Origin of the sequence: Novipirellula galeiformis (genome assembly GCF_007860095.1) — a bacterium.
In the GTDB taxonomy this organism is placed as follows: Bacteria; Planctomycetota; Planctomycetia; order Pirellulales; family Pirellulaceae; genus Novipirellula; species Novipirellula galeiformis.
The window spans coordinates 40,876-63,967 of the sequence record NZ_SJPT01000005.1 but is presented as its reverse complement, the minus strand read 5'-3'; the positions used below and the strand labels follow the sequence as shown (position 1 = coordinate 63,967).

Below are 23,092 nucleotides of genomic sequence, written 5' to 3'. Positions count from 1 at the left end.
GCGACGTCCAAACCACCGCATTGAACCGTATTCTTGACGGAATTCCCGCTTACGGGGGTGCCGAAAAACGCACCCGCCGCGTACCCTTTCTTTATGGATGAACACGAAGAAACGCTTGACCAGTCGCCCAATGACCTGTTTTTGACAGCCGTCGTGTTTGAATCCGCGCTTGGGTTGTTGGCACTTTTCTTGGGCTGGACCCTTGGCCCCGACCCCCGTGCGATGATTCCTGAAGCGGGAATCGACAATTTGCGCAGCATCGCTTCGGCGCTGGCCTATGGCTGTGCTGCGGCCGTGCCGATGCTGATCATGATTGCGATCATCCGTCGGCTCCCCTGGGAACCAGTACGCGAGCTCGAGCGGCTCAGTGACGAGGGGGTGATTCGCTCCTTGTTAAGCCTCGGGCGTGCCGAGCTGATCGTAATCAGTCTTTGCGCCGGAGTGGGCGAGGAGCTGTTGTTTCGCGGTTGGCTGCTACCTTGGCTTGCGCATGTCGGCGGCGCTGACGTGGCGCCGAGTTCGGTGGAATGGGGCGCCGCGCTGATCGGATCATCGATCGCCTTTGGGATGGTCCATCCGATCACGCGGCTGTACGTCGTGCTCGCCGCCGCGATGGGGTTGTACTTTGGCGCATTGCTACTTTGGACCGACAATCTACTCGTTCCCATCGCTGCCCATGCGGCCTACGACGCGGTCCAATTGCTAAGCCCCGGCTTCAAACGCAGTGATCCGGACGACGCTAGCGAAGCCTAGTGCTCTAAACGCGGCTCTTTATCTGGACGCGATGAATGCATTCGCGTGATAGCGACCAGATTGATCGCAGCCCCTAAGCGAGTCGGCGCATCGGAGCTATTGGATGCCCTCCGCCAAGCACTCCTAAAGGGGCAACGGCATGGCATGGCATGGCATGGGCTCATCGAGTCCGCACGGAGTTGCCACGCCACGGTTGGTTACCATGATAAAAGATTGCCCGCGAATCACGCGAATGAACGCGAATAGGAATTCGTCAGAGCTCACTTCTTCTTTCGCGTCTATTCGCGCCATTCGCGGGCCAAATGTATTTTGGCCGTGACATCCTGCGATTCAAGTTTTCCTATGCGGCCGTGACCAGCGTGAACGTGATGCCGTCTAACGAACTGGGGCTACTGGTGAACTTTGGGAGCCATCCCAAACTCGAATGGCAGCGATTTGCTCATGCCGAGAGAACAAACCGACAGTGATTCGCGGGCAAAAGGTACTGTCACAATAACATCCCACGATTCAAATTTTCCTTTGCGGCCGTGACCAGACTGCTCTGTGTCGCATGTATCCGGATTGGACACATCTGCGATGTTGGTTCCTGTTTTAGAATTGCATCCCGAGCGCGAACGTGATGGCGTCCAACGAGATGGTGCTCGAGGAATCAACCGGGCCTCCGGCGTCAAACCATGCTTGTCCTTCGTAACCTCCGCGAGCGAACCAGTGCGAATGATCGCCGCGTGCTTGGTTCCACTGCAACCCCATCGACATTTCTAGCGCGGTAATGACTTCGCGGTGCACAGCGGCATCTTCGAGCTCGGTCGTGAAAACGTTCTTCATCTCGTAGATCTTTTGCGTGGTCTCGCTCATCAGCAGCGAACCGCGAAGTCCCCCGTACACACCCAGTCGGCTGGTGCCGAGCCCGCGGCGCAGTTGCAGTGAGATGGTAGGGCCAGCGCCTTCGACATTCAAATCGTTCGAGACCGCTTCTTGCAGCACCCCGCCCGCATCGCGAACGTCGCCACGCATATATTGCTGGATACTGGCGATTCGCACGCCGCCCGCGAGGGTGCCTTGCAGCGAATTCCATCCAAACCGCTGAGTCGCTTCCAAATCGAGTGCTTGCAATTTCAAGCGATGGTTCGACGTGAGTGTTTCACCAACCTGTGCCTGCGCATTTCGCGATAAGTTACCGCCAGCGCCATACACATACACGAACACCGGAGTCGATCCCGTTACCGCAGTCACCGCTTCCGAATCGGCTTGCTCATCAAAGCGAAAATAGGTTGCCCGGAACCCGCCGCCACGAAGCGATTGCCAACCTAACCAAACTCGCGGTGAAAGCTCGTAGTTGTAGTCGAAGGGGACCAGTGTGTTGCCCACGGGCGGGTCGATAATCATCGCCACATTCTGGTCAAAGTGGGCGCGCATCCACATGAATTCCATTCCACCTAATAATTTGCCACTCCGCGGCGCCGAATCGCAAGCCGAGTCGGTGGCCACCTCAGGAAGCTGACAATCAGCTTGGGGATGGCACGCCGCCGAAGGGAGAACACTACTTTCGATGGCGGAATCGAATGTCGAATACGGAGCGTGAAACCAGTTCGAAGGCAACGTATCGCTTCCGATCGCTGCTTCTGTATGATTCAACGAGCCCCATCGATTACCAACCGGTTGTCCGCCCCAACCCCCAGTGCCACCGCGTGACGATGGCCAAAAAACATCCGAGGACCTCGCGCAAGCGGAGTGATCGCAGGAAGGAGCTACGCCGGCAGGATAGCTGTGGAACCCTTGTGCCATCGCGTCTCCACCAATCCCTCCCAAGATCGCCAATACGACAAATGGGACGATCCGTCTGGTCGAGAATGCGATGCTCGGTAATACGATATCTCGACGGCAACCTTGCTTGTTCATTCTTAGCAATCCTTTGCGAAAATGGCTCTAGCCTCTTCTTCGGATTCCCTCACGAGCGCACACCAGATTCCTTTGCTGAGCAGGCGAAGCTTGGTTGATTGACCTAGTTTTACAGCCAATGCACACCTTGGTTTGACAATGCGTGCGATTGTGCACAGCAGAAGGTCGATCCGGGGGCGGACGAACCGCCCTGATGAATCGCACGCTCCTTAGCCTTCCGAGAATTCCTAGATTCCATACAGCGTCGCGGCGGGGTTAACGCGGCTCCAATATTTCGTCCGGCAGAACTCTTTGGGACATGCCGCTTGGCTCATTGCCGCAGCACCAATGAAGTGGCGATCGAGGTTCTGGTCACGCCGCGGTGTGAACACCGCTTCGCTTTCTCGCTCGGTTCGTGATAGCGAGATCTTGGTGTCCTGGGGAAATGCCTCCAATCAACAACCGTAACTCATGCACTAGGTCAGCGGATACGGTTGCTCTTGCTGTTGGGGCGATTGCAACGGGACTGGGCCCATGTCGTCGTAGCCATCCACGGGCATTCAGCAACGCAGTTTATCCAGGGTGTAAAAGATTCGCGGGGGGGGGCGACGAACAAATTTCGCACGACCGGGGATTTGCTGATTGGACGCCGTTCGATCGCTTTGGGTTGTTGGGCCAGTAGCGAATCGACTAACCCCGAGCATGCTTGACGAACACGACCGTTAATCATCCTCGTGCAAGAACCGTACACCTGCTCTAAACAATTCGCGTCGTAGGCCACCGGTGCAACGTGATCGCCCTCCGCCGTCACCGCCCGCTTCGGCGATGCCTTGGAGTATGCGTTGCATCCGTCCCGATGCATGGCGAGCGACGTGATTGGCCTGATGGCTGTAGCGCGGCATCCTCAGTCTTCGGACTCGCAATCCAACGGCGTGAGATGGAGACAACGAAGGTGGGCAAAATTCCGAATTTCACGTGCCGTGATTAGCGGCAGGGCAAAGATCGCAAGACAGCGTTATGGGCCATTTTGGCATTGCAATTGCTCTGCCAAGAGGACCATCGCCAATGGAGTAGTGGATCTATGAGAACCGAAGCCAACGAGCAAACCGTCTCCGCAGCAACTGTATTGGAAACGATGAACCCCGAGGAGTTGAACGATTGGATTGAATCGTTAGAGAGTGTGGCGACGCGATACCCTTCGGCGTGTGTCACGAAATTGATGGAAGCGTTGCAGGTGCGAGCTCAACGGCACGGCATCCAAAGTTCGTTTGGCTTGACGACTCCCTACGTCAATACGATTCCTGTTGAGCAGCAGTCGGAATATCCGGGCGATGCACGACTTGAACAGCGAATTGAGCACTTCCTCCGTTGGAATGCATTGGCGATGGTATTGCGAGCGAATCGCGATTATCCAGGGATTGGCGGTCATTTGTCGTCGTATGCTTCGGCGGCCACGCTATTCGAAGTGGGGTTCAATCATTTCTTTCATGCTCCGACGCGTGAGCACCCTGGCGACAGCGTCTATTTTCAAGGGCATTCTTCCCCAGGCGTTTACGCGCGTGCCTTCCTGGAAGGCCGGTTGAGCGAATCCGACCTGGAACATTTTCGTCGTGAAACGCCTCGCGAGCGGGGACTTTCGTCGTACCCACACCCGTGGTTAATGCCCGCGTTTTGGCAGTTCCCGACCGTGTCGATGGGTTTGGGGCCAATGATGGCCATATACCAGGCTCGCTTCCTGCGTTACTTGTCGGATCGAGGGATTCTCGACACGTCGAAGTCGCGCGTGTGGTGTTTCATTGGCGATGGCGAAAGCGACGAACCGGAAACATTGGGAGCGATCTCGATGGCCGCACGCGAGCGGCTCAGCAATTTGACCTTTATCGTGATTTGTAATCTACAACGTCTCGACGGCCCGGTGCGCGGCAACGGCAAAATCATCCAGGAACTCGAAGGGGTTTTTCGCGGTGCGAATTGGAATGTGATCAAGGTGATTTGGAGCAGCGCGTGGGATGCGCTACTCGCGGCCGATGACCACGGATTGCTCACGCAGCGGATGAATGAGGTGCTCGATGGCGAGTATCAAAAGTATGCCGTGGAGTCGGGAGCTTACATGCGTGAGCATTTCTTTGGCACATCGCCGCAACTTCGAGCGATGGTCGACCATTTGTCCGACGATCAACTTGGGCACCTCGGTCGCGGCGGGCACGACCCGGAAAAGGTCTATGCCGCGTATAACGCCGCAGTGCAATACGACGAAGGGCCTTCAGTAATTCTCGCCAAAACGGTCAAGGGCTATGGGTTAGGGACGGCCGGTGAGGCCAGCAATGTTGCGCACCAACAACACGCAATGAACGAAACGCAACTGCGTGACTTTCGCGCGCGATTCGATATCCCACTGGATGATGCAGCGTTACAGCAAGCTGCATTTTATAAACCAGCGAACTCCAGTGCCGAGATCAAATACTTGAAAGATCGTCGCAACGAATTAGGCGGCTTTTTGCCTGCACGGAACACTGATTGCCCACGGTTGACGATCCCGACGCTGGATGCTTTTGGCAAATTCATGCACGCCAGTGGGCAACGCGAGGCCGCGACAACGATGATCCTCGAACGTATTCTAGCGATGCTACTACAGGACGAAACGATTGGCAAATTGATCGTGCCGATCATTCCGGACGAGGCGCGGACCTTTGGATTGAACTCGTTGTTCGCCAAATACGGAATTTACTCGAGTCGTGGACAGCTCTATGAACCCGTCGACGCGGGACAGCTGATGTACTACCGCGAGGCTCGCAACGGACAAATCTTGGAGGAAGGGATCAACGAGGCCGGTGCGATCGCAAGTTTCATCGCTGCGGGTACCAGCAGTGCCCATCTGCAAACACCGATGATCCCCTTCTACGTGTTCTATTCGATGTTTGGTTTCCAACGCATCGGCGACTTCATCTGGGCCGCCGCCGACGCCCGCACCAAAGGGTTTCTCATTGGTGCGACGGCGGGCCGCACGACGCTGCTAGGCGAAGGGTTGCAACACGGTGACGGGCACAGCCCGTTGGTGGCCACGACCGTTGCGTCACTTGAATCGTACGACCCCGGCTACGGTTACGAATTAGCGGTGATCATCCAAGATGGGCTGCGACGGATGTATACCGACAATGAGTCGGTCTTCTATTACCTCACCGCCTACAACGAACCCTATTCGATGCCGTCCATTCCGGAGGGGGCCGAAGAGGGGATTCGCAAAGGGATGTATCCGTTGCGAAGTGTAACCGCCGATTCGCCTGGTTGCGATGCACGTCCGCAATTGTTCGGCAGTGGTTCGTTGTTGCCCGAGGTGCTTCGCGCTCAGGGCATGCTGGCCGAACAATTCGGTGTTGGCAGCGACGTTTGGAGCGTGACCAGTTACTGTCGATTGAGACGCGATGCACAGCAAGCCAATCGGTGGAACAAATTGCATCCCGGTGATGAAGCACGTCGCAGTCATCTCGAACTCGCTTTGGACGACTTGAAGGGACCGTTTGTCGCCATGACTGATTATGTCAAACTAGTGCCCGACCAGATTCGAGAATGGGTGCCGGGCCGGTACGTCACCCTTGGCACCGATGGATTCGGACGTAGCGATACGCGCAAGGCGCTGCGGCGACATTTTGAAGTCGACGCCGAACACCTTGTGTATGCGACCCTCGACGCATTATCGCAATCATCACAATACGCTTCGTCTACGTTGCCGGGCGCGATCAAATCGCTCGGCATTGATGCCGAAAGCATGGATCCGGCGCGGGCGTAGAGAGGTTGCTCGTCGGCCCGATTGCAATCAACGTGACCATGGGAATCCAGCACCGTGAGCATTGCGGGACCGAACGCAAGATCCGTTAGTCGATGTTCACGATCTTTCGCAGCACCTGCCAATCGATATTGCCTCCGGTCAACACGATCATCACCGCGTTGGGGCGACAACCGGCGGGCGTTTGCCGCAATCCCGCCAATCCTACCGCCGCGGCGCCTTCGACCAAGTTATGTGTTTTGGAGACGAGCAACCGAACGGCATCGGCAATTTCCGCTTCGCTGACTTTGTACATGTCTTCCAACCCCTCGTTGAGCGTGTCGAACGTCCAATCGAACGTGCAATTGGTCGCGATGCCATCAGCAATCGTTTCGGACAGACCCGACTTCAGCGGTTTTCCAGCGTGAAAGGAATCGTAGAGCGTCGGGGCCTGAGCGGCTTGGACGCCGTAAACGGGAATCGGCAATTGATGGGCTTTCAAGACCGTTAAGGCGCCGACCGCTTGCGAACCTCCTCCGACCGCTAAATAGATCGATCCGATCGGCTGATTTAGTCGCTGTGATTGGGCCAGGGCTTCCAAGGTGATCGTCGCAGCTCCGGCCAGTACATCCACGTTGTTGGTTGAGTGGATTAAGGTACAGCGATGTTGGTCGGCATATTCGATCGAGAAATCGATCGCCTCGCTAAAATCATCGCCGACTCGGATGATTTCTGCGCCCCAGCTCTGAATGGCTTCATTCTTGGTCGGGCTGTTGTTCAACGGTACACAAATCGTCACGGGAATCCGCAGCAGGTGTCCCGCGTACGCCAAGCCGAGCCCGTGGTTGCCACGCGTCGCGGCAACCACCCCAGCCCGTCGCTGATCCACGTCCAAGCGAGTCATCGCAGAGAGCGCATTGCGAATTTTGAAGGCGCCGGTCGGTTGATGATTCTCGTGCTTGATCAGTACCGTGCACCCCAATGCCTGGTCCAGCGCAGGGTAGTTTCGCAGCGGAGTTTCGGGCAAGAACGGTTTGATTCGCTCGGCCGCCTCGAGCACATCTTCGTAGCGTAGGGGAAGACGCATGGGGCCTCTGTTTAAGTGAAGGAGCGTTACTCGCATCCGCTGCGGAAAGTCGTTTCTTGTGCGGCATTCGCGCCAGCGACATTGGGTTTTGCGGCACGACACGATCGTTTTCTAGGCCCAATCATACACCTTGGTTCTTGTTGGCGGCATCCTGCGATTTCGAAATCGTCTCGAGCGCCAGTATCGAATGAGCATAGGCGGCACCGGCGCGCATCTCTGCGGCCACCCAGATCGCTTCCATGATCTCTTCGGCAGTCGCATTGTGTTGCATTGCGCCATCGGTGTGCGCCTTGATGCAGTAGGGGCACTGCGTCACATGTGCCACTGCGACCGCGATCAATTGCTTGGTTTTGGCCGGCAATGCCCCCTCGGCGAACACGCTTCGGCTAAACGCTTTGAACGCCTCAGCAGGTTCCCGAGCGAGGCGTTTTCGTTCGCTGGCATGCCGCTTGCTGGCTGGTGGGTAAACCTGTTCTTCTTCTGACATGGGACGCCCTTTGGGTCGAAGGTCGTGAAATATCTTCGAGAGATGCACCTTAAAACACGCACATGCAAAACACATGCCTTCGCCATCGATCGAACCCCATTGCCCTATCGTCTTCCCATTGCATCGATTTGTCATCGTTCATGAATATCAAATCACCAGTCACAAACCACGTTGTCACCCAACGTTGACAATGCCTCGCATCCGGCGGCGAGCGTTGTTCCACTTACTCAGGGTGGAGCTGCGTTTCATGTTATGCTTCATGACCCATCTTTGATGGATTGTGCAACACGACGCATAGCGGGATGATCAAGTGAAAACCTTTGTCCTAAAACCGCAGCCTCCCTTCCGGCTCGATTTGACCGTTTGGACGTTGCGACGACGTCCCGAGAATGCGATCGATGACTGGGACGGTCGTGTTTATCGACGCGTTTTTGCGGATTCCGATTCACCGCTGCTTGTCGAGGTAAGCCAGTTGGCGGCGGGAACCAGGCCGCGTTTGTCCGTTGCGGTACACTGCGACGCGTGGTCGCCGGAACTGCAAAACCGCGTGACTTCCGCGATCGAACGTTTACTCGGTATCCGCGTGGACATGAAACCGTTCTACCTTTTTGTGGCCGACGATCCTAAGCTCGGTCCGTTGGCCGAGCGATTTCAAGGCATGAAGCCGCCCCGGTATCCAAGCCTCTTTGAATGCCTCAGCAACGCGATCGCTTGTCAACAGGTTTCCTTGGCCTCGGGCATTCAACTACTGAACCGGTTTGCCCAACGTTTTGGCCAACCCTTTGATGCGTTGCCGTACCGTCGGTTCGCGTTCCCTCGGCCGACTGATCTCGCGGATACGAATATCGAAGACCTGCGTCAAATTGGTTTCAGTCGCCAGAAAGCGACGGCGATATTGAACCTCGCTGCGGTGACACGAAACGGCCATTGGGACTATGCCCGTTTCCAAGATGTAACGGATGATGATTGCATCACCACGCTGTGTGAACTTCGCGGCATCGGGCGTTGGTCGGCGGAGTACGCGTTGCTACGTGGTTTAGGGCGATTGCACGTTTTTCCCGGCGATGACGTGGGGGCACGAAACAACTTGTACCACTGGTTGGAACTATCGACCAAGCTTGACTACGAAGCGGTCGCCCGGACGTTGCAGCAATGGAAACCGTTCGCGGGGCTCATCTACTTTCACCTGTTGTTAGATAAACTTGCGTTGAACAATCCAGGAGAATTTCATGTCCAAACACAAGCCGAAGATTAAGATCGCACGAGCCTATGATCCGCCTGAGACCGAGGACGGTTGCCGGGTGCTGGTGGATCGTTTGTGGCCGCGCGGGGTCAAGAAAGAAGATTTGAAACTCGACGATTGGTTAAAAGAACTCGCGCCCAGCGACACACTGCGCAAATGGTTTGATCACGATGTGGAGAAGTGGGACGAATTTCGAGAGCGATATCGAAAAGAACTCGACTCCAGCTCCGAAGCGATCGCATCACTATTGGAGACCGCCGCGCAGCAACCGATTGTATTGCTCTACGCGGCCAAAGACGAAGCGCACAACAACGCAGTGGTTTTGAAAGAATTTCTCGAGCAACGTTTACGGTAGCTTCGCCTCACGTCGACGGAGGGGCCATCGTGAGCCGCTTGTTGTCTCAAACCGCCGCGCCACGGTTACGCCACGGTTACCTCATGGCTGACCCACGGCGACCCTGTGCAACGGCTCGGGTTGCCGGGATATCCAGGCAACCGGACTGTCGCGCGACACGGCGCAGCGGCGCCAGCGTTTGCGACCTATTGTTTGCCAAAGATGATCGTGACCAACAATGAAGAATCTTCCTGTGCTTGAACCGCATGCGGTTCGGCTGCCGACAGATACAACAATTTGCCGGCGGTCAACTCATGCGATTGGCCCATCGCCGTGAAGGTCACGCGTCCTTCGATACACTGGACCGTGATTTCCCCCGGAGCTTTGTGTTCGGCGATCGTTTTGCCAGCTGGCAAATTCAATCGCAATACTTCAACGCTCTCGGTTTTCAATAGGGCCCGAGTTTTAGTCGCGGCGATCGCATCACCCAACGGTCCTACCTCAAGCACTTCGCCCGGTTTCGCGTGTTGGATTGCCATTTTTTATTTCTCTCGATCCGTAAAAATTTGGAAGTGTGACGTCGCTGAATTGAGCGATGACCGTCGGGAAGCCTATCCTACATTCTTCATCGGGCATTGCAGTTCTTCTTTGGGACCAAAGAACTCGTAGCGAACGCGGGTTTCGTCGACGCCGAGTTCTTGCAAACAGGCATGCACGTTTTGCATGAACGGCTTGGGACCACAGAAGTAGAAATCCGCGTCGTCGTAGGGTGTCCACTCACGCAATAATTTGGTGGTGATAAAACCAACGTCATCGCATTTTTTGTTCTCCACGTCGTCCTCTAACGGTGCATCGTACAAAACGCGTGTGTGCATGTTCGGGCTGAGCGAAGCGAGATTTTCGATTTCGTCGGCAAATGCATGCACGCGACTGTTACGCACCGCTTGTAAAAAGTAGATCGATGCATCGGGATTCGCATGGACGATCGACTTTGCCATCGACAACAGCGGCGTGACGCCGATGCCGCCAGCTAACAAGACGATCGGTCGACCGCTTTGGGTCGTTGCGGGATCAATCGTAAACTCGCCACACGGCGGGCCGACTTTGACGCGATGCCCGGGTTGGATTGCATCGTGCAAGTGGCTCGAAATCAAGCCATCCGGGGCGTCCGGTGAAAGTCGCTCTTCGCGTTTGACACTGATGCGGAAATGCTCCACTCCGGGACGCTCCGACAAACTGTAATTTCGAGGAGAGGTCGGCGTGGTGGGGTGGTCGATGTGAACCGTGATGTATTGCCCAGGCAGAAAGGGTGGTAACGGCCCCTGGTCCTCGGGACGCAAGTAGAACGACGTGACGACATCGCTCTCGGGAACCTTGCGGTCGACGATAAAGGTGCGGTAACCATTCCAACCGCCCGGCGCGGATTGCTGTTCGTCGTAAATCGCACCTTCACGGGCGATGAAGATGTCCGCCAAGAATTGGTAGGCTTCGGCGACCGCATCGATGATCTCGTCCGTGGCTCCCTCGCCCATCACATCCTTGATCGCGGCCAACAAGTGCTTGCCGACAATCGGGTAATGCTCTGGCTTGATGCCCAAGGAACAGTGCTTTTGAGCGATCAATTCTACCGCTGGCATCAGCACGGCGGGGTTGTCGATGTGGGTGAAGTAGGCACAGATCGCTCCGGCCAAAGCATTTTGTTGGCCACCGGAATGCTGATGGGCTTGGTTAAAGAAAGCCTTGACCTGGGGATCGCCCTCAAACATCAACGTGTAGAAACGCCGCGTGATCGTTTCCGCGTTGGCGGCCACCAAGGGGGTGATTTCTTTAACGATGCGAATGGTCTGGTCGCTCAACATGGGGGCGAATTCCTGGCTTGGAAGGAAGGTTGCTGGTTACCAGCGGATAGGCTAGACTCAATATGTACATGAAAAGGTACAGGATTAAACGTGTACGTCAAGGTGTACTTTTAGGTCCGTCTGAAATTTTGCTGAGTGGATTGCATTCAGAGCTGCGCAGCGGGGCTCCGCCGCAGTGCGATTGCGTGAACCTGTGGACCATTTGGCCGACTCGTTTACACTTGGGTGCTAGCCAGCTTCCGCTGGCGCACGTCGCGTTATGTTTTACGAAAAATCGAGATTCAACCATGCTTTCCAAGACAGCCGAGTACGCCCTGCGAGCGATCACTTGCTTGGCCAGTCGAATCGGGCAACCCTCTTCGGCCGATGTCTTGGCCGAAGCCACCAAGGTGCCTCGCCGCTACCTCAATCGCGTCTTGCAAGACTTGGCTGCGGCGGGGTTGGTTCGTTCGCGCAGCGGTCCCGGAGGCGGTTACGAACTCGCCCAGGAGCCTGCGACGATCTCGATCCTCGATGTCGTTAATGCCGTTGCGCCGTTGGAGCGGATCCAATCGTGCCCGCTCGGGCTGAAGTCGCACACCTCGTTGTGCCCGCTCCATGCGGAACTTGATCGCGCGTACGAAGCAACCGAAGCCGCGTTTGCGGGAGTGACCATCCAACAACTCCTTGACTCGGCTAACCCCATCATTCCGTTACGCGAGGTGTCGTGACGGATACCGAGCAACCGAATGCCGAGCAGCGGATTGCCGAGCAACCGATTGAAAAGAGCTCTGCTTGGCAGCGTCATACCGCCGATCTTGATCCGGCCTGTTTTTCGATGGTGATGGCGACGGGGATCGTTTCACTCGCCTGTTGGCAGTATCGTTCGCATGCCTCCCTGTTTGGCTGGACGGCGGTGGGTTTGCTTGGCATCAACGTTGCCGCGTTTGCAATCCTCGTGATGTTAACCACATTGCGCGTGGTGCTCTATTGGCGTCAGCTTGCGATCGATGCTGCGGAACCCACCCGGGGCTTTGGTTTTTTCTCTACCGTTGCAGCCAGCTGCGTTTTGGGCAGCCAATTTTTACTCATCGCCGAGCAGCGCGGCATCGCCATGGCATTGTGGTGCTTTGCCATTTTTTTATGGTTCTTGTTGACCTACACCATCTTTGCCTGCGTGACCGTCAAGTCATCCAAACCGAAACTCGCAGTGGGGCTTCACGGAGGTTGGTTGTTGGCGGTGGTGGCAACGCAATCGGTTTCGCTGCTCGGCGCGTTGTTGGCGATGAGGTTCCCGGGCGAAGGTGATTGGAGGCTGTTTTTTTCGCTTGTTCTATGGTTGGGCGGTGGCATGCTTTATGGCTGGATCATCTCGTTGATTTTTTATCGCTATTGTTTTGAGCCGATCGACGTTGACTCGATGTCTCCGCCCTACTGGATCAACATGGGCGCGATGGCGATTTCAACGTTGGCCGGCGTGGCGTTGTTGGCCGCGTCCGGCGAATCCACGTTTTTGGCTTCGTTGTTGCCATTCATCAAAGGGGTGACGCTATTGTGCTGGGCCACCGCGACGTGGTGGATTCCGTTGTTGGTGGTGCTCGGTTTTTGGCGCCACGCTTACAAGCGAGTTCGCCTCGAGTACGACTTGCGCTACTGGAGCATCGTCTTTCCCCTGGGGATGTATTCGGTGGGGACACACCAGATGTTAGAAACGCTCGAACTCCCTTTTTTGAGGCCGTTGGCGATGGCGTTTGCTTATCTGGCCTGTGCCGCATGGGCCGCGGCAAGCATGGGGTGGATCCGCACTCAATCAAGGACTCGGTGAGGTGTCGGGATCCGAGTCGTAGGACGTGAGGGTCGGACTTGACACTGCCGCAAGCCGCATTTACAAAAGATGCACCCTTGATGCATGTTTAAGGTCAGGGTGTTTCTCGTAAGCCAAGCCCAGCTTCTCGTAAGCCAAGCCAGCCAAGAAGGTATCGGAGAATTCAACATGAAGCGTCGCCTCCTATTCATCAGCCTTGCCACATTGACGCTCGTTTTGGCGAGCGGTTGGAATGCTTCGAATCAGCCTCGCGCGTCGGCGCAGGAAGCCACCGAGATCGCGGAGCCAACCAAGGCGTCGGTCGAGCGATCACGGCGAACGGTGCAAATGTTGGACAACATTTTCAAGCAAACGATCGTGATGGTGACTGACAAGTATGTCAACGACGATGACGACTTTGCTGCCGGTAGTGCGGCGGTGTTGTTGTTCCAAAAGATTTCGGATGAGAGCGACAAGACCATTCGGTTGATCGACGCTACCGGCGATCCATACGAATCAGCCAATGTGGCTAAAAATGAATTTGAGAAGAAAGGCATCGAGAAGCTCAAAGCGGGCGCTAAGTCCGTCGATGAAGTGATTACCGTGGATGGAAAACATTACCTGCGCGCGTTGACCCCCGTGCCCGTCGTGATGCAGAAATGTGTGATGTGTCATGCTCACTATGAAGACGCCAAGCCAGGGGAACCGATTGGGGCGATCAGCTACACCGTTCCGATCGATTGATTGCCATCCTGCTGCAGGGAACCTCTGCGGCGTGTTCTGCACGCATGATCCTCTCCTCCAAAATCTTGCGGAGGACCACGACCGCTCCAATCCCCTCCCTCCCTCTGCAACGCACGTGGTAAGCGTGCGTCTTGCCTCCCACCGAAAGAAACCGAAATGAATTACCGCATTCCGTGCTTGATGTTGCTAATCGTCGGTGCGATCTCACTTCTTTCGTTGCATGCGGAGGACGCACCGAGCGTGTCCCAAGCAAGTGCGTCCAACGCAAACGCAGCCTCTTCGGCAAGCGCCGAGGCGACCACTCAGAATGCGGCCACTCAGGAGGCAAACGCGATCTTGCCTCCCACATCGCTTTCGGAAGCTCGCGCTCGTGCCACCCTTTTACACGAAACCATCCACGGCACATTACAAATTGTGCACCGGGATTTTTTTGACGAAGACGAGGCTCACGCGATTCCCTCCGCATCGCTTGAAGACGTGTTTCATGAGCTCTCGACTCGCTATAATATCGAGCTGAAATGGTTGATCATCGACACCGATATCATCAACGTGGATCATCAACCCACCGACGATTTCGAGAAGGCAGCTGTCAAAGCGCTCAAGGCGAAGCAGCAACGCTATGAAGCGGTCGAAAACGGGCGTTATCGATTTGCAGGTCCGATACGCTTGGCGTCTCAATGTTTAAAGTGCCATGTGAAGCATCGGACCTCGACCGAAGATCGAACCGCAGGTCTACTGATCTCGCTACCCATTTCCATCACCCCTTAGACCGGATCTAGCATCCAAACGACCAAGAATGTCGTCACCGTTTTCTCCGAAAGGTGTGACGAATTTTGAGTGATGTGCGCCATCAAAATCATAACCCGACGCGTCAGCGAGGGAATATCGATATTGACTCGGTCCCTCGCTGACGCGTCGGGTTATGAAAAACATACAACTTCAAAACTTACGCTTCGGGTGATGCGATATCCGGGGGTAGTTACCATCCCGAGGGGATCGAGCTTGTCATTCGAACGGACGGGTTAAAAGTGAATGCAAACCTGCTCTCCATCAATGTCGGATTGCCGCGAACCCTTGGCGACGCCAAGCCATGGACCTCTGGTTTTCTGAAAGAATCGGTTACCGAACCGCTGTGGCTGGGGACCACGAACCTCGAGGGCGACGGTCAAGCGGACCGAGTTCATCACGGCGGCCCGCACAAAGCGGTTTGTGTCTATGCGGCCGCGCATTACCCCGAGTGGCGGCGAACGCTACAGAAGCCCGATTTGATTTGGGGGGATTTTGGTGAGAATTTCACTGTCGAAAATCTGATCGAGACCGAGGTTTGCATTGGTGATACATGGAACGTTGGTAGCGCGACGGTGCAGGTCTCGCAGCCACGCCAACCGTGCTGGAAATTGGCGCGGCGATGGCAGATCAAAGACCTCGCGTTACAGGTTCAACAGAGCGGCCGAACGGGATGGTATTTCCGAGTTTTGGTGGAAGGGCTTGTGCAGCGAGCAATGCCGTTGACGCTTGTCGAACGCTCGCATCCCGAATGGACGATTGCCGAGGCGAATCGGATCATGCATCACGACAAGCACGATCGCGATGCAGCCGCCCGTCTGGCTGCGCTCCCCACGTTGTCGCCGAGTTGGAAAACGACGCTGACCAACCGAGTCGAGAAGCATGTCGAACCCGATGCCGACATGCGGTTGGAGGGAGAGTCACGATCGAGCTGATTCCGGCCGAGCTGATTCCGGCCGAGCTGATTCCGATCGGCGCCCGCGCGGCCGGTTCCGGTTATTGTATGCTGCTAAAATCACGGGATGTCGGCACGACGTCAGCGAGGGTAACGCTATTCAAATACTCCAGCTGGACACGCTCTGCTTCGGCTAACACGCCCCGGAGTTTACAAAAAGAATGAATCGCACACGAATCATCGCTACCAACACACCCCAGCAGGTTCATGTTGCCTTCGACTTGCTCGATCAACTTGCCGAGCGGAATTTCCTCGGGCTGCAGCGCCAACTCGATCCCTCCGCCGATCCCGCGGGTGCTGCGGATGTAACCGAAACGCACCAACAAATTGACCACCTTGGCGACATGATTGACCGAAATACCAAACAGCGATGCAACCTCAGCGACCTTCGTTCGCGACGTTCGCGTTGCCAAGAACATCAACGTCCTTAAGGCATAGTCGGTCTGCGTGGTGAGCTTCATTGTGGCATCAAGGACTGAGAAAAGAAAAGGAAGGCAGCTGTCGACGACTTTACGAACAACTGGAAGCAACCGGCACCCCTAAGAGCAACCGGCGGCTCGGTCAATGTTCGATCACGCCATAAATTTGGATCATGTTTCCTCCGCAGCAATCGTTATACGTCGTTGTCTTCGCTCGTAATCAATTGACGCAGACGCGCGAGAACCATGGGAGGGCTCAACCCCTGATGATGACAAACATACTGCAACGATTTCCCCGCGCAGCTTGTATCGAGACCCAGTTCGTTAAACACGCGGGTGGTCTCGGGATACTCAATGATCCATTCGGGAATACTTGTCATCAAATCGCAGTCCATGTGTCGATTGTAACACGAGCGAACGTTTTATCATCGTCCAATCCCGATCGCATCCTATCCCCACTCGGCCGGTTAGCCAAAAAATAGTTCGGATATCCTGCTGAGCCATAACTAGGCTTTTTTGAATCCAAGCGAAGAATCGTTATGCCCCACACACTTCATACGTCCATTTGTGACCTGCTCGGTTGTCGCTACCCCATCCTCCAGTCGGGCATGGGGGGAGTTGCGCGTTCGGAGCTGGCGGCTGCCGTATCCGAGGCGGGCGCGTTTGGATGTTTGGGGATGGTCCGTGAAACCCCCGCCAAAATCCTGGAACAAATTGACGAGGTGCGCGCGAGGACGGACAAGCCTTTCGGAGTTAACTTGATTCCCGCAGCGACGGATCCGGAGTTGTTCAACGCCGAACTCGACGCTTGTTTATCTGCGGGCGTGGAGACCTTGGTTTACTTTTGGGATATCGTTCCCGATGCCATTAAGCGAGCCAAGGACCACGGTTGTCGCGTCGTCCATCAAGTGGGACACGTCGACGCGGCCGTCCAAGCCGAAGCTGCCGGTGCGGATGCGATCATTGCTCAAGGAGTCGAAGCGGGCGGGCATGTGCATGGCAGCGTATCGTCGTTGGTGTTGTTGCCGCAAATCGTCGATGCCGTGTCGATTCCCGTATTGGGTTCGGGCGGTTTTGCCAGTGGACGCAGCCTCGTTGCCGCAATGTCGCTGGGGGCCCAGGGCATCCAATGTGGCACGCGTTTTCTGGCGACCGATGAGTCGTTTGCTCACGACATTCACAAACAGCGAGTGATCGAGGCCGCCGCGACTGACACGCTGCATACCGATGCGTTCGCGATTAATTGGCCACCGCATTCTCCCGTCCGCGTGATCAAGAATGAAGTCACCGAGCGGTTCGTCGAGCGCCCCTTCGGTTATTTGCCGGAGGATTTTGAACGGGAACCGATTGCCGAAGAAGAAGGCCGACCGGTGTATCTACTGAGCACCGATTCGCCGCTCAAATCGATGACGGGCGACCTCGAGAAGCTGGCCCTCTTTGCCGGCCAAGTCAGCGGGCTGATCCATTCGACCGAACCCGCAGCGAAGGTGGTGCAGCGGATCGTGGACGAGGCGTTGGTGGCGTTGAATGAGCTGGCCAACCGTATTCCGCGTTAGCGCATTTTCAAAAATGACGTGGGATTCAAGCCGTAGCTGCGTTCGCAAGAACGCGGTCCACCGTCTGGCGATGCTAGCCTCATCGAGACAAGTCATTGGGGACAGAGCATCTTGAGTCATTGGGGACAGAGCATCTTGTGCGGACGCGCGCGAGCAGCGAGTCAACACGATGGGCGAGTCGCTGGGGGCTGAGTTCTCCGGCCAGGCGCATCCGCTGATCACGCGGCCCATCGACGTCCGGGCCTAGCTGGTCAGACGCTGGCTGGCCGCATGACGACCAAGCGTTAGGGCCGCCCCGTTGGGGCTTATCAGGCGATTGTCGTTGATAACCCAGGCCGTTGGCCTGGGCTGACAGAGGGCTGCCCCGTTGGGGCGGCGATGTGACGATCGGTTAGGCCCAACGGGCCGGCGCTGGGTCAGCCCAGGGCAACGCCCTGGGATTGACGGAGCCCCCTATCCAGCCAAGCCCCAACGGGGCGGTCCTAATCGCATGCGTATCGTTCGTCCCAATCGATTCCGTGTCGGCGGCACAAGATACGGACGTCGGGGACAGTGCAGACGTCGGGGTGGCCGCCGCTTTGAGTGTCCAGCGGCGCAGGGCTGCTCCCTACCGGTCGGCCGCCAATGCACCGCTGGCAGAACCGACTCTACTTGGCTTGTGTGCGGGATCGATTTATTTGGCTTGCGTTCCTATTTTCTAACCTCCCATTTTTTAACCTACCCTCCATCCTCGCTAAGCTTTGTCAAAAGGCTCACGACCTCGATTGGACTGACGGCGTCTGTGGCAGAAAGGCAAGTCGTTGGCACAGCGCAGATACGGGGCTCCAGACAAGAAGGTTAGAAAATGAGAGGTGAAAAATATCGAGAGCGGGTGTCGCCCACCAAAATTGACGCCCACCAAAATTGACGTCGGGTGCCGTACTCGGTGGATGGCATCGTCGCTTGTTTTCGAGCCACAACAGGGCACAAAATTCACAAAGGTGTAGGGCACGAGCAATGGGCGCTGTCCCCACAATGCCCTGTGAGGTGAATCCTGGGCATTCCTAGTTGTTTTTTCCCTCGCGTGCCAACAGCGCCGCGAGGTACTTTGCGGTGGCCCCCGTTTTTGAATCGGCAATCGTTTCGGGAGTCCCGGCGGCGACAATTTCGCCCCCTCCGACGCCACCGGTTGGCCCCACGTCGATGATCCAATCGCAGGCCGCCAAGAGGTCGAATTGATGTTCAATGACCAATACCGTATTGCCCGCATCGACGAGTTGTTGCAATACGTGAACCAACCGCTCGATGTCTTGAAAATGCAATCCGGTGGTGGGTTCGTCTAACAAATACAACGTGCGTCCCGTCGCGGCACGGGCAAGTTCAGTGCCGAGTTTGATGCGTTGTGCCTCACCGCCGCTGAGCGTGGTGCTCGATTGTCCCAGCCCGAGATAGCCCAGTCCGACAGCTTGCAGCGATGCCAGTTGGCGATGGATTCGAGGCACGTTTTCGAAGAACGCAGTTGCCTCATCAATGCTCATCGCTAACACATCGGCGACCGACGCCCCTTTGAAACGCACTTGCAAGGTTTGTCGATTGAAACGCTTTCCGCCACACCGCGTGCAGGTGACAAACAAATCACTCAGGAAATTCATTTCGATGCGTTCCACGCCGTGGCCCTTGCATCGTTCGCAACGCCCCGCCGCTGAGTTGAAACTGAATCGACTGGCCGTGAAACCACGCGTTTTGGCCTCGCGTGTGGTGGCAAAGACCTTGCGGATTTCATCGAGGACACCGGAATAGGTCGCCGGACAACTGCGTGGGCTGCGACCGATCGGCGACTGATCAATCGCGATCATCTTGTCGAGATGCTCGGCGCCGTGGATCCCCGCATGCGGTCCGGGCGTTTCGGCTTTGAGGCCCAGATGCAAAGCCACCGCCGGCGCGAGGGTGTCGTTGATCAGCGAACTCTTTCCGCTGCCGGAAACCCCGCTAATTCCCACGAACAATCCGAGCGGGAAGGTGGCGGTAACCTTTTTCAAGTTGTGAGTCTGGACGTCGCTCAAAGTGAGCCATTGCCCTGGGACCGGTTTGCGGCGCTGGGCAGGAACGGGAACACGTTTGCTGCCGGACAAGTATTGACCGGTCAAACTTTTGGGATCCGCTTGGACCTGCGCCGGCGTCCCTTGGCTGATAATCTTGCCCCCTTGCTCGCCTGCCCCTTCGCCCATGTCGATCAGAACGTCGGCCGACCGCATCGTCGCTTCATCATGTTCGACGACGACCAAGGTGTTGCCTTGATCGCGAAGATCGGTGATGCAGCGAATCAATTGGTCGTGGTCGGCTGGATGCAACCCAATGGACGGTTCATCCAACACGTAGCACACGCCGACCAATCCGCTACCGATACTGGTCGCCAAGCGGACCCGCTGCAACTCGCCACCGCTGAGCGAATCCGCGGATCGATCCAGCGTCAAGTAAGGCACTCCGACGCGTTGCAAAAACGACAATCGCTTGATCACTTCGGAAGTGATTGGGGCTGCGATTGCCGCATGCACCTTCGAGAGCGACGCTTGAGTTTGGCTCAGCCAAGCCGAGACGTCTCCCAGCGGTAGCGCGGTCAGTTGATGAATCCCAAGACCATTGATGGTGACGCTAAGCGCTTCATTGCGGAGTCGAGCACCGCCACAATCGGGACACTCTGTGGTGTGATCCTCGACGCTGATTCGCCCCAGACCATCGCACGTGCGACAGGCTCCGTAGGGGCTGTTGAAGCTAAACGTGCGTGGTTCAATCTCTTCGAAACTGGCACCACACTCGACACAGGCCATCGCGGTGCTGTAGATTGCCTCGGTCCATGGGGCATCTTGGCCTTGGTTCCCACCCTCGCCTTGGATCGCATGACCGCCTTGAATCAGAGAGGACGCTAATCCGCCGCCCAGACGCAGCGCCAACATCACGCTGTCTCGCAATCGCGAATCGGCTTCGCCGCGAATCACCAGCCGATCAATCACCGCTTCGATCGTATGATTTTTTCGAGGCGCCAGCGTGGGAACGTCTTCGAGCAAGTACGTTTCCCCGTCGACTCGCACCCGTACCAGACCGGCTTGCTGGATCGATTCAAACACCTCGCGATGAGCGCCGCGGCGGCCCCGAACCATGGGGGCCATCAAAACGAGCTTGCTGCCCTCGGGAAGCGCCGCGAGCGAATCGACGATCGCGTCGGGTGATTGCTTCGCGATCGCCGAGTTGCAATGGGCGCAGTGCGGCACTCCCACTCGCGCGTACAACAATCGCAAGTAATCATAGATCTCGCTGATCGTCGCAACGGTACTGCGTCCACTGGTCGATCCCGGCTTTTGGTCAATCGCAAGCGTCGGTGCCAAGCCGTCAATCGAATCGACATCCGGTCGTGGGATTTGATCGAGAAATTGACGCGCGTAGGCGGACAAACTGTTGATGTATTGCCGTTGTCCTTCGGCGAACAGCGTATCGAAGGCGAGCGAGCTTTTCCCGCTGCCCGACACCCCTGTGATCACGGTCAAGCAGTGGTGGGGAATGTCGACGTCGATGTTTTGCAGATTATGCTCGCGCGCACCGCGAACGCGAATCGAATCGAATGGCGTCGCTCGGTTTGCCACCGGCTTGGTTTGGCGGCGAGTGCGTTTGCGTTTTGAGGATTGGGGGGACTTGGCTTTCACGTCAGACGTTCGATCGATGGGGTGGCACGTTGAAAATGTTTTGATCTACGTGTGAAGAAGAGGGAATCAGGGATGTGAAAATTTGAGACCATAAATGCTTGGCAAACGCCAGCGGGGAACCTATAGATGTTTGTCGTGTAGGCGATTATGCCCCCGACGACTAAAATTCGGCACACCGCGGTTCGGCATACCCCCTACTTTCCTGTCACTTTTCCCGTCATTCGGGAATTCCCTCTCGCCGGGGAATTTTAAACGTGGGGAGAGGTGGGGAGATCCGGAGCGTTTGAGATTCGGAGCGATTGGAATAACGCACGCACGAAACACAAGGGACGCCGTACACATTGAAGAACTTGTTTGACATTATTGGAATCGCTCTGCCCCATGGTACAATCCCCCGCAAGTCTGCAAACGGCCCCCGCAAGTCTGCAATTGCCCCCCACCGATTGGCAATGGGCCCACGAGAAATCGGTCTGCGAACCAGCGCAGACGCCTCCTGTCGCATCCGATTCGCAACGGAGCCCGGCCATGACGGGGCTTAGGTTGTACGACCAGAGCGAGCATCTCTTGCTGGCCAGCTACGCGATGCATAGCGCCGATACCGAGGGGCGACTGCATCCCGAACCGCCTCATGCCTATCGAGGTCCGTTCGCTCGCGATCGCGATCGAATTTTGCACAGCAGTGCGTTTCGCCGGCTAAGCGGAAAGATGCAGGTTTTTACGGGAGAGATGGGGATCTATCATCGCACGCGGTTGACGCACACCTTCGAGGTTGCGTCGGTGGCACGCACGATCGCCCGGGCGCTGCGATTGAACGAGGATTTGACCGAAGCGTTAGCGTTGATGCATGACATTGGCCATCCTCCCTTTGGTCATTGTGGCGAAGACGTGCTGTGTGAGCGGATGTCGGCGGTCGGTGGATTTTCGCACAACGAATTTGCCTTGGTGATCGTCACCGAATTGGAACAACGCTACGCTGAGTTTTCCGGATTAAATCTGTCGCGAGAAACGTTAGCCGGACAAGACGTGCGGGCCCACAAGGCCGAGGCGGCGGTGGGACGGGCGGCATTGTTGGAAGTCCAGCTCGTCGATGCGGCCGATTCGATCGCTTATGACGCCCACGACGTGGACGACGCCTTGCAGATGGGACTGCTTTCGATTGACGAGTTGTCCGAACTCGCCATCGTGCGACGCGCCCTTGATTTGGTTCGCGGCAAACGAGGCATGATGCCCATTCATCAACTCCGCCAATCATTGGTCCACGAGTTGATCGATTTGCAAGTCAGTGAACTGGTCAACGTTTCGGTTGAGATGCTGCGTCGTCAAGAAGGCCGCAATCACAACGATGTTTGTGACTTAGGCGTGCGGGTTGATCACGGCGAAACGCTCCGCCGCGAACGCCGTGAACTCGAAGCGTTCTTGTTTGACGCGGTCTATCGACATCCGCGCCTGATTCCGGTCCGGGATTCCGCCGCTCAACGGCTGAGCGAACTGTTTGATGTCCTCACCCGAGACCCAGATCGATTGCCGCTGCGGTTTCGCCAGCGACTGCACGATCATCCGCTCGAGAAGGTGGTTGGCGAGTATCTCGCTGGGATGACGGACGCGTTTTGTGATCAACAGCATCAATACGCAATGGCGACCTCTCGAGGTCCGCTAGCCGATTGGTAGCAACGGGTTAGGGAAATAGTGCGGATTGAGCAGGGTTTTCTCATCGTATCGGTCCTACCGTGCCGATGAACAAAACTGGAGTATCGGCTGAGCGCTCTGC

The 23,092-nt window shown here is 56.4% G+C and carries 21 protein-coding genes; 11 read left to right on the top strand and 10 right to left on the bottom strand.

Annotation, left to right across the window (positions count from 1 at the left end):
* Positions 1 to 33 precede the first annotated feature (33 nt).
* Positions 34 to 753 carry a CPBP family intramembrane glutamic endopeptidase gene (locus Pla52o_RS14200; protein ID WP_231612338.1) on the top strand — a complete coding sequence of 240 codons (720 nt, stop codon included), beginning with the start codon at positions 34 to 36 and terminating at the stop codon, positions 751 to 753.
* Between the two features lie 591 nt (positions 754 to 1,344).
* Here the strand turns inward: Pla52o_RS14200 and Pla52o_RS14195 are convergent.
* The 3 genes from Pla52o_RS14195 to Pla52o_RS27915 form a co-directional block, all read right to left on the bottom strand.
* Positions 1,345 to 2,388: an Lpg1974 family pore-forming outer membrane protein gene (locus Pla52o_RS14195; protein WP_231612337.1), complete on the bottom strand. Its 1,044-nt coding sequence runs from the start codon at positions 2,386 to 2,388 to the stop codon at positions 1,345 to 1,347.
* Between the two features lie 491 nt (positions 2,389 to 2,879).
* On the bottom strand, positions 2,880 to 3,086 hold the full coding sequence (locus Pla52o_RS14190) for a hypothetical protein (protein ID WP_146595294.1): 207 nt from the start codon (positions 3,084 to 3,086) through the stop codon (positions 2,880 to 2,882).
* Between the two features lie 26 nt (positions 3,087 to 3,112).
* Complete coding sequence (locus Pla52o_RS27915; protein WP_390620879.1) at positions 3,113 to 3,361, bottom strand: hypothetical protein; 249 nt, start codon at positions 3,359 to 3,361, stop codon at positions 3,113 to 3,115.
* 351 nt (positions 3,362 to 3,712) lie between these two features.
* Here Pla52o_RS27915 and aceE point away from each other — a divergent pair, with 351 nt between their 5' ends.
* A complete protein-coding gene (gene aceE / locus Pla52o_RS14180) occupies positions 3,713 to 6,418 on the top strand; it encodes a pyruvate dehydrogenase (acetyl-transferring), homodimeric type (protein ID WP_146595292.1) in 2,706 nt (901 codons plus the stop codon).
* Between the two features lie 85 nt (positions 6,419 to 6,503).
* Here aceE and Pla52o_RS14175 read toward each other — a convergent pair whose 3' ends face one another.
* Positions 6,504 to 7,481 (bottom strand): threonine ammonia-lyase, encoded by a 978-nt coding sequence (locus Pla52o_RS14175; RefSeq protein WP_146595291.1) that lies wholly within the window; start codon positions 7,479 to 7,481, stop codon positions 6,504 to 6,506.
* Positions 7,482 to 7,602: 121 nt separating this feature from the next.
* Positions 7,603 to 7,968 carry a carboxymuconolactone decarboxylase family protein gene (locus Pla52o_RS14170; RefSeq protein ID WP_146595290.1) on the bottom strand — a complete coding sequence of 122 codons (366 nt, stop codon included), beginning with the start codon at positions 7,966 to 7,968 and terminating at the stop codon, positions 7,603 to 7,605.
* A gap of 310 nt (positions 7,969 to 8,278) precedes the next feature.
* Between Pla52o_RS14170 and Pla52o_RS14165 the strand changes: the two genes are divergently transcribed.
* Complete coding sequence (locus tag Pla52o_RS14165) at positions 8,279 to 9,223, top strand: DNA-3-methyladenine glycosylase family protein (RefSeq protein ID WP_146595289.1); 945 nt, start codon at positions 8,279 to 8,281, stop codon at positions 9,221 to 9,223.
* Positions 9,198 to 9,566 (top strand): DUF488 domain-containing protein, encoded by a 369-nt coding sequence (locus tag Pla52o_RS14160; protein ID WP_146595288.1) that lies wholly within the window; start codon positions 9,198 to 9,200, stop codon positions 9,564 to 9,566. Before Pla52o_RS14165 ends, Pla52o_RS14160 begins: the two co-directional genes overlap by 26 nt.
* A gap of 185 nt (positions 9,567 to 9,751) precedes the next feature.
* Here the strand turns inward: Pla52o_RS14160 and Pla52o_RS14155 are convergent, their stop codons facing one another.
* Together Pla52o_RS14155 and hmpA are read right to left on the bottom strand one after the other, a co-directional pair.
* Complete coding sequence (locus Pla52o_RS14155) at positions 9,752 to 10,084, bottom strand: cupin domain-containing protein (RefSeq protein WP_146595287.1); 333 nt, start codon at positions 10,082 to 10,084, stop codon at positions 9,752 to 9,754.
* Positions 10,085 to 10,156: 72 nt separating this feature from the next.
* The gene (gene hmpA / locus Pla52o_RS14150) at positions 10,157 to 11,404 is read right to left on the bottom strand and encodes an NO-inducible flavohemoprotein (protein ID WP_146595286.1); all 1,248 of its coding nucleotides are present in this window, start codon (positions 11,402 to 11,404) and stop codon (positions 10,157 to 10,159) included.
* Positions 11,405 to 11,691: 287 nt separating this feature from the next.
* Here hmpA and Pla52o_RS14145 point away from each other — a divergent pair, with 287 nt between their 5' ends.
* The 5 genes from Pla52o_RS14145 (at position 11,692) to Pla52o_RS14125 (ending at position 15,652) form a co-directional block, all read left to right on the top strand.
* Entirely contained in the window at positions 11,692 to 12,114 is a 423-nt protein-coding gene (locus tag Pla52o_RS14145; protein WP_146595285.1) for an RrF2 family transcriptional regulator, read from the top strand.
* Entirely contained in the window at positions 12,111 to 13,208 is a 1,098-nt protein-coding gene (locus Pla52o_RS14140) for a tellurite resistance/C4-dicarboxylate transporter family protein (protein WP_197169243.1), read from the top strand. Before Pla52o_RS14145 ends, Pla52o_RS14140 begins: the two co-directional genes overlap by 4 nt.
* 168 nt (positions 13,209 to 13,376) lie before the next feature.
* Entirely contained in the window at positions 13,377 to 13,931 is a 555-nt protein-coding gene (locus Pla52o_RS14135; RefSeq protein WP_197169242.1) for a c-type heme family protein, read from the top strand.
* 156 nt (positions 13,932 to 14,087) lie between these two features.
* Entirely contained in the window at positions 14,088 to 14,699 is a 612-nt protein-coding gene (locus tag Pla52o_RS14130) for a c-type heme family protein (RefSeq protein WP_231612336.1), read from the top strand.
* Positions 14,700 to 14,959: 260 nt separating this feature from the next.
* Positions 14,960 to 15,652 (top strand): MOSC domain-containing protein, encoded by a 693-nt coding sequence (locus Pla52o_RS14125; protein ID WP_231612335.1) that lies wholly within the window; start codon positions 14,960 to 14,962, stop codon positions 15,650 to 15,652.
* A gap of 61 nt (positions 15,653 to 15,713) precedes the next feature.
* Here Pla52o_RS14125 and Pla52o_RS14120 read toward each other — a convergent pair whose 3' ends face one another.
* Together Pla52o_RS14120 and Pla52o_RS14115 are read right to left on the bottom strand one after the other, a co-directional pair.
* Entirely contained in the window at positions 15,714 to 16,133 is a 420-nt protein-coding gene (locus Pla52o_RS14120) for an RrF2 family transcriptional regulator (protein ID WP_146595283.1), read from the bottom strand.
* A 152-nt stretch (positions 16,134 to 16,285) separates the two neighbouring features.
* On the bottom strand, positions 16,286 to 16,471 hold the full coding sequence (locus Pla52o_RS14115) for a DUF542 domain-containing protein (protein ID WP_231612334.1): 186 nt from the start codon (positions 16,469 to 16,471) through the stop codon (positions 16,286 to 16,288).
* Positions 16,472 to 16,630: 159 nt separating this feature from the next.
* On the opposite strand from Pla52o_RS14115, the gene Pla52o_RS14110 reads away from it, so the two are divergent.
* Positions 16,631 to 17,647 (top strand): NAD(P)H-dependent flavin oxidoreductase, encoded by a 1,017-nt coding sequence (locus Pla52o_RS14110; protein ID WP_146595281.1) that lies wholly within the window; start codon positions 16,631 to 16,633, stop codon positions 17,645 to 17,647.
* 1,043 nt (positions 17,648 to 18,690) lie between these two features.
* Here Pla52o_RS14110 and uvrA read toward each other — a convergent pair.
* The gene (gene uvrA, locus Pla52o_RS14105; RefSeq protein WP_146595709.1) at positions 18,691 to 21,264 is read right to left on the bottom strand and encodes an excinuclease ABC subunit UvrA; all 2,574 of its coding nucleotides are present in this window, start codon (positions 21,262 to 21,264) and stop codon (positions 18,691 to 18,693) included.
* A 585-nt stretch (positions 21,265 to 21,849) separates the two neighbouring features.
* Here uvrA and dgt point away from each other — a divergent pair.
* Positions 21,850 to 22,992, top strand: a complete 1,143-nt coding sequence (gene dgt, locus Pla52o_RS14100; protein WP_146595708.1) for a dGTP triphosphohydrolase — start codon at positions 21,850 to 21,852, stop codon at positions 22,990 to 22,992.
* The last annotated feature ends 100 nt before the right edge of the window (positions 22,993 to 23,092 follow it).

Excerpts from the sequence above, each read along its gene's own strand:
- Pla52o_RS14110 (WP_146595281.1), top strand. The coding sequence starts at position 16,631 with ATGCCCCACACACTTCATACGTCCATTTGTGACCTGCTCGGTTGTCGC.
- Pla52o_RS14135 (WP_197169242.1), top strand. The coding sequence starts at position 13,377 with ATGAAGCGTCGCCTCCTATTCATCAGCCTTGCCACATTGACGCTCGTT.
- hmpA (WP_146595286.1), bottom strand. The coding sequence starts at position 11,404 with ATGTTGAGCGACCAGACCATTCGCATCGTTAAAGAAATCACCCCCTTG.
- Pla52o_RS14120 (WP_146595283.1), bottom strand. The coding sequence starts at position 16,133 with ATGAAGCTCACCACGCAGACCGACTATGCCTTAAGGACGTTGATGTTC.
- Pla52o_RS14115 (WP_231612334.1), bottom strand. The coding sequence starts at position 16,471 with ATGACAAGTATTCCCGAATGGATCATTGAGTATCCCGAGACCACCCGC.
- dgt (WP_146595708.1), top strand. The coding sequence starts at position 21,850 with ATGACGGGGCTTAGGTTGTACGACCAGAGCGAGCATCTCTTGCTGGCC.
- Pla52o_RS14130 (WP_231612336.1), top strand. The coding sequence starts at position 14,088 with ATGAATTACCGCATTCCGTGCTTGATGTTGCTAATCGTCGGTGCGATC.
- Pla52o_RS14155 (WP_146595287.1), bottom strand. The coding sequence starts at position 10,084 with ATGGCAATCCAACACGCGAAACCGGGCGAAGTGCTTGAGGTAGGACCG.
- Pla52o_RS14145 (WP_146595285.1), top strand. The coding sequence starts at position 11,692 with ATGCTTTCCAAGACAGCCGAGTACGCCCTGCGAGCGATCACTTGCTTG.
- aceE (WP_146595292.1), top strand. The coding sequence starts at position 3,713 with ATGAGAACCGAAGCCAACGAGCAAACCGTCTCCGCAGCAACTGTATTG.
- Pla52o_RS27915 (WP_390620879.1), bottom strand. The coding sequence starts at position 3,361 with ATGATTAACGGTCGTGTTCGTCAAGCATGCTCGGGGTTAGTCGATTCG.
- Pla52o_RS14160 (WP_146595288.1), top strand. The coding sequence starts at position 9,198 with ATGTCCAAACACAAGCCGAAGATTAAGATCGCACGAGCCTATGATCCG.
- Pla52o_RS14170 (WP_146595290.1), bottom strand. The coding sequence starts at position 7,968 with ATGTCAGAAGAAGAACAGGTTTACCCACCAGCCAGCAAGCGGCATGCC.
- Pla52o_RS14175 (WP_146595291.1), bottom strand. The coding sequence starts at position 7,481 with ATGCGTCTTCCCCTACGCTACGAAGATGTGCTCGAGGCGGCCGAGCGA.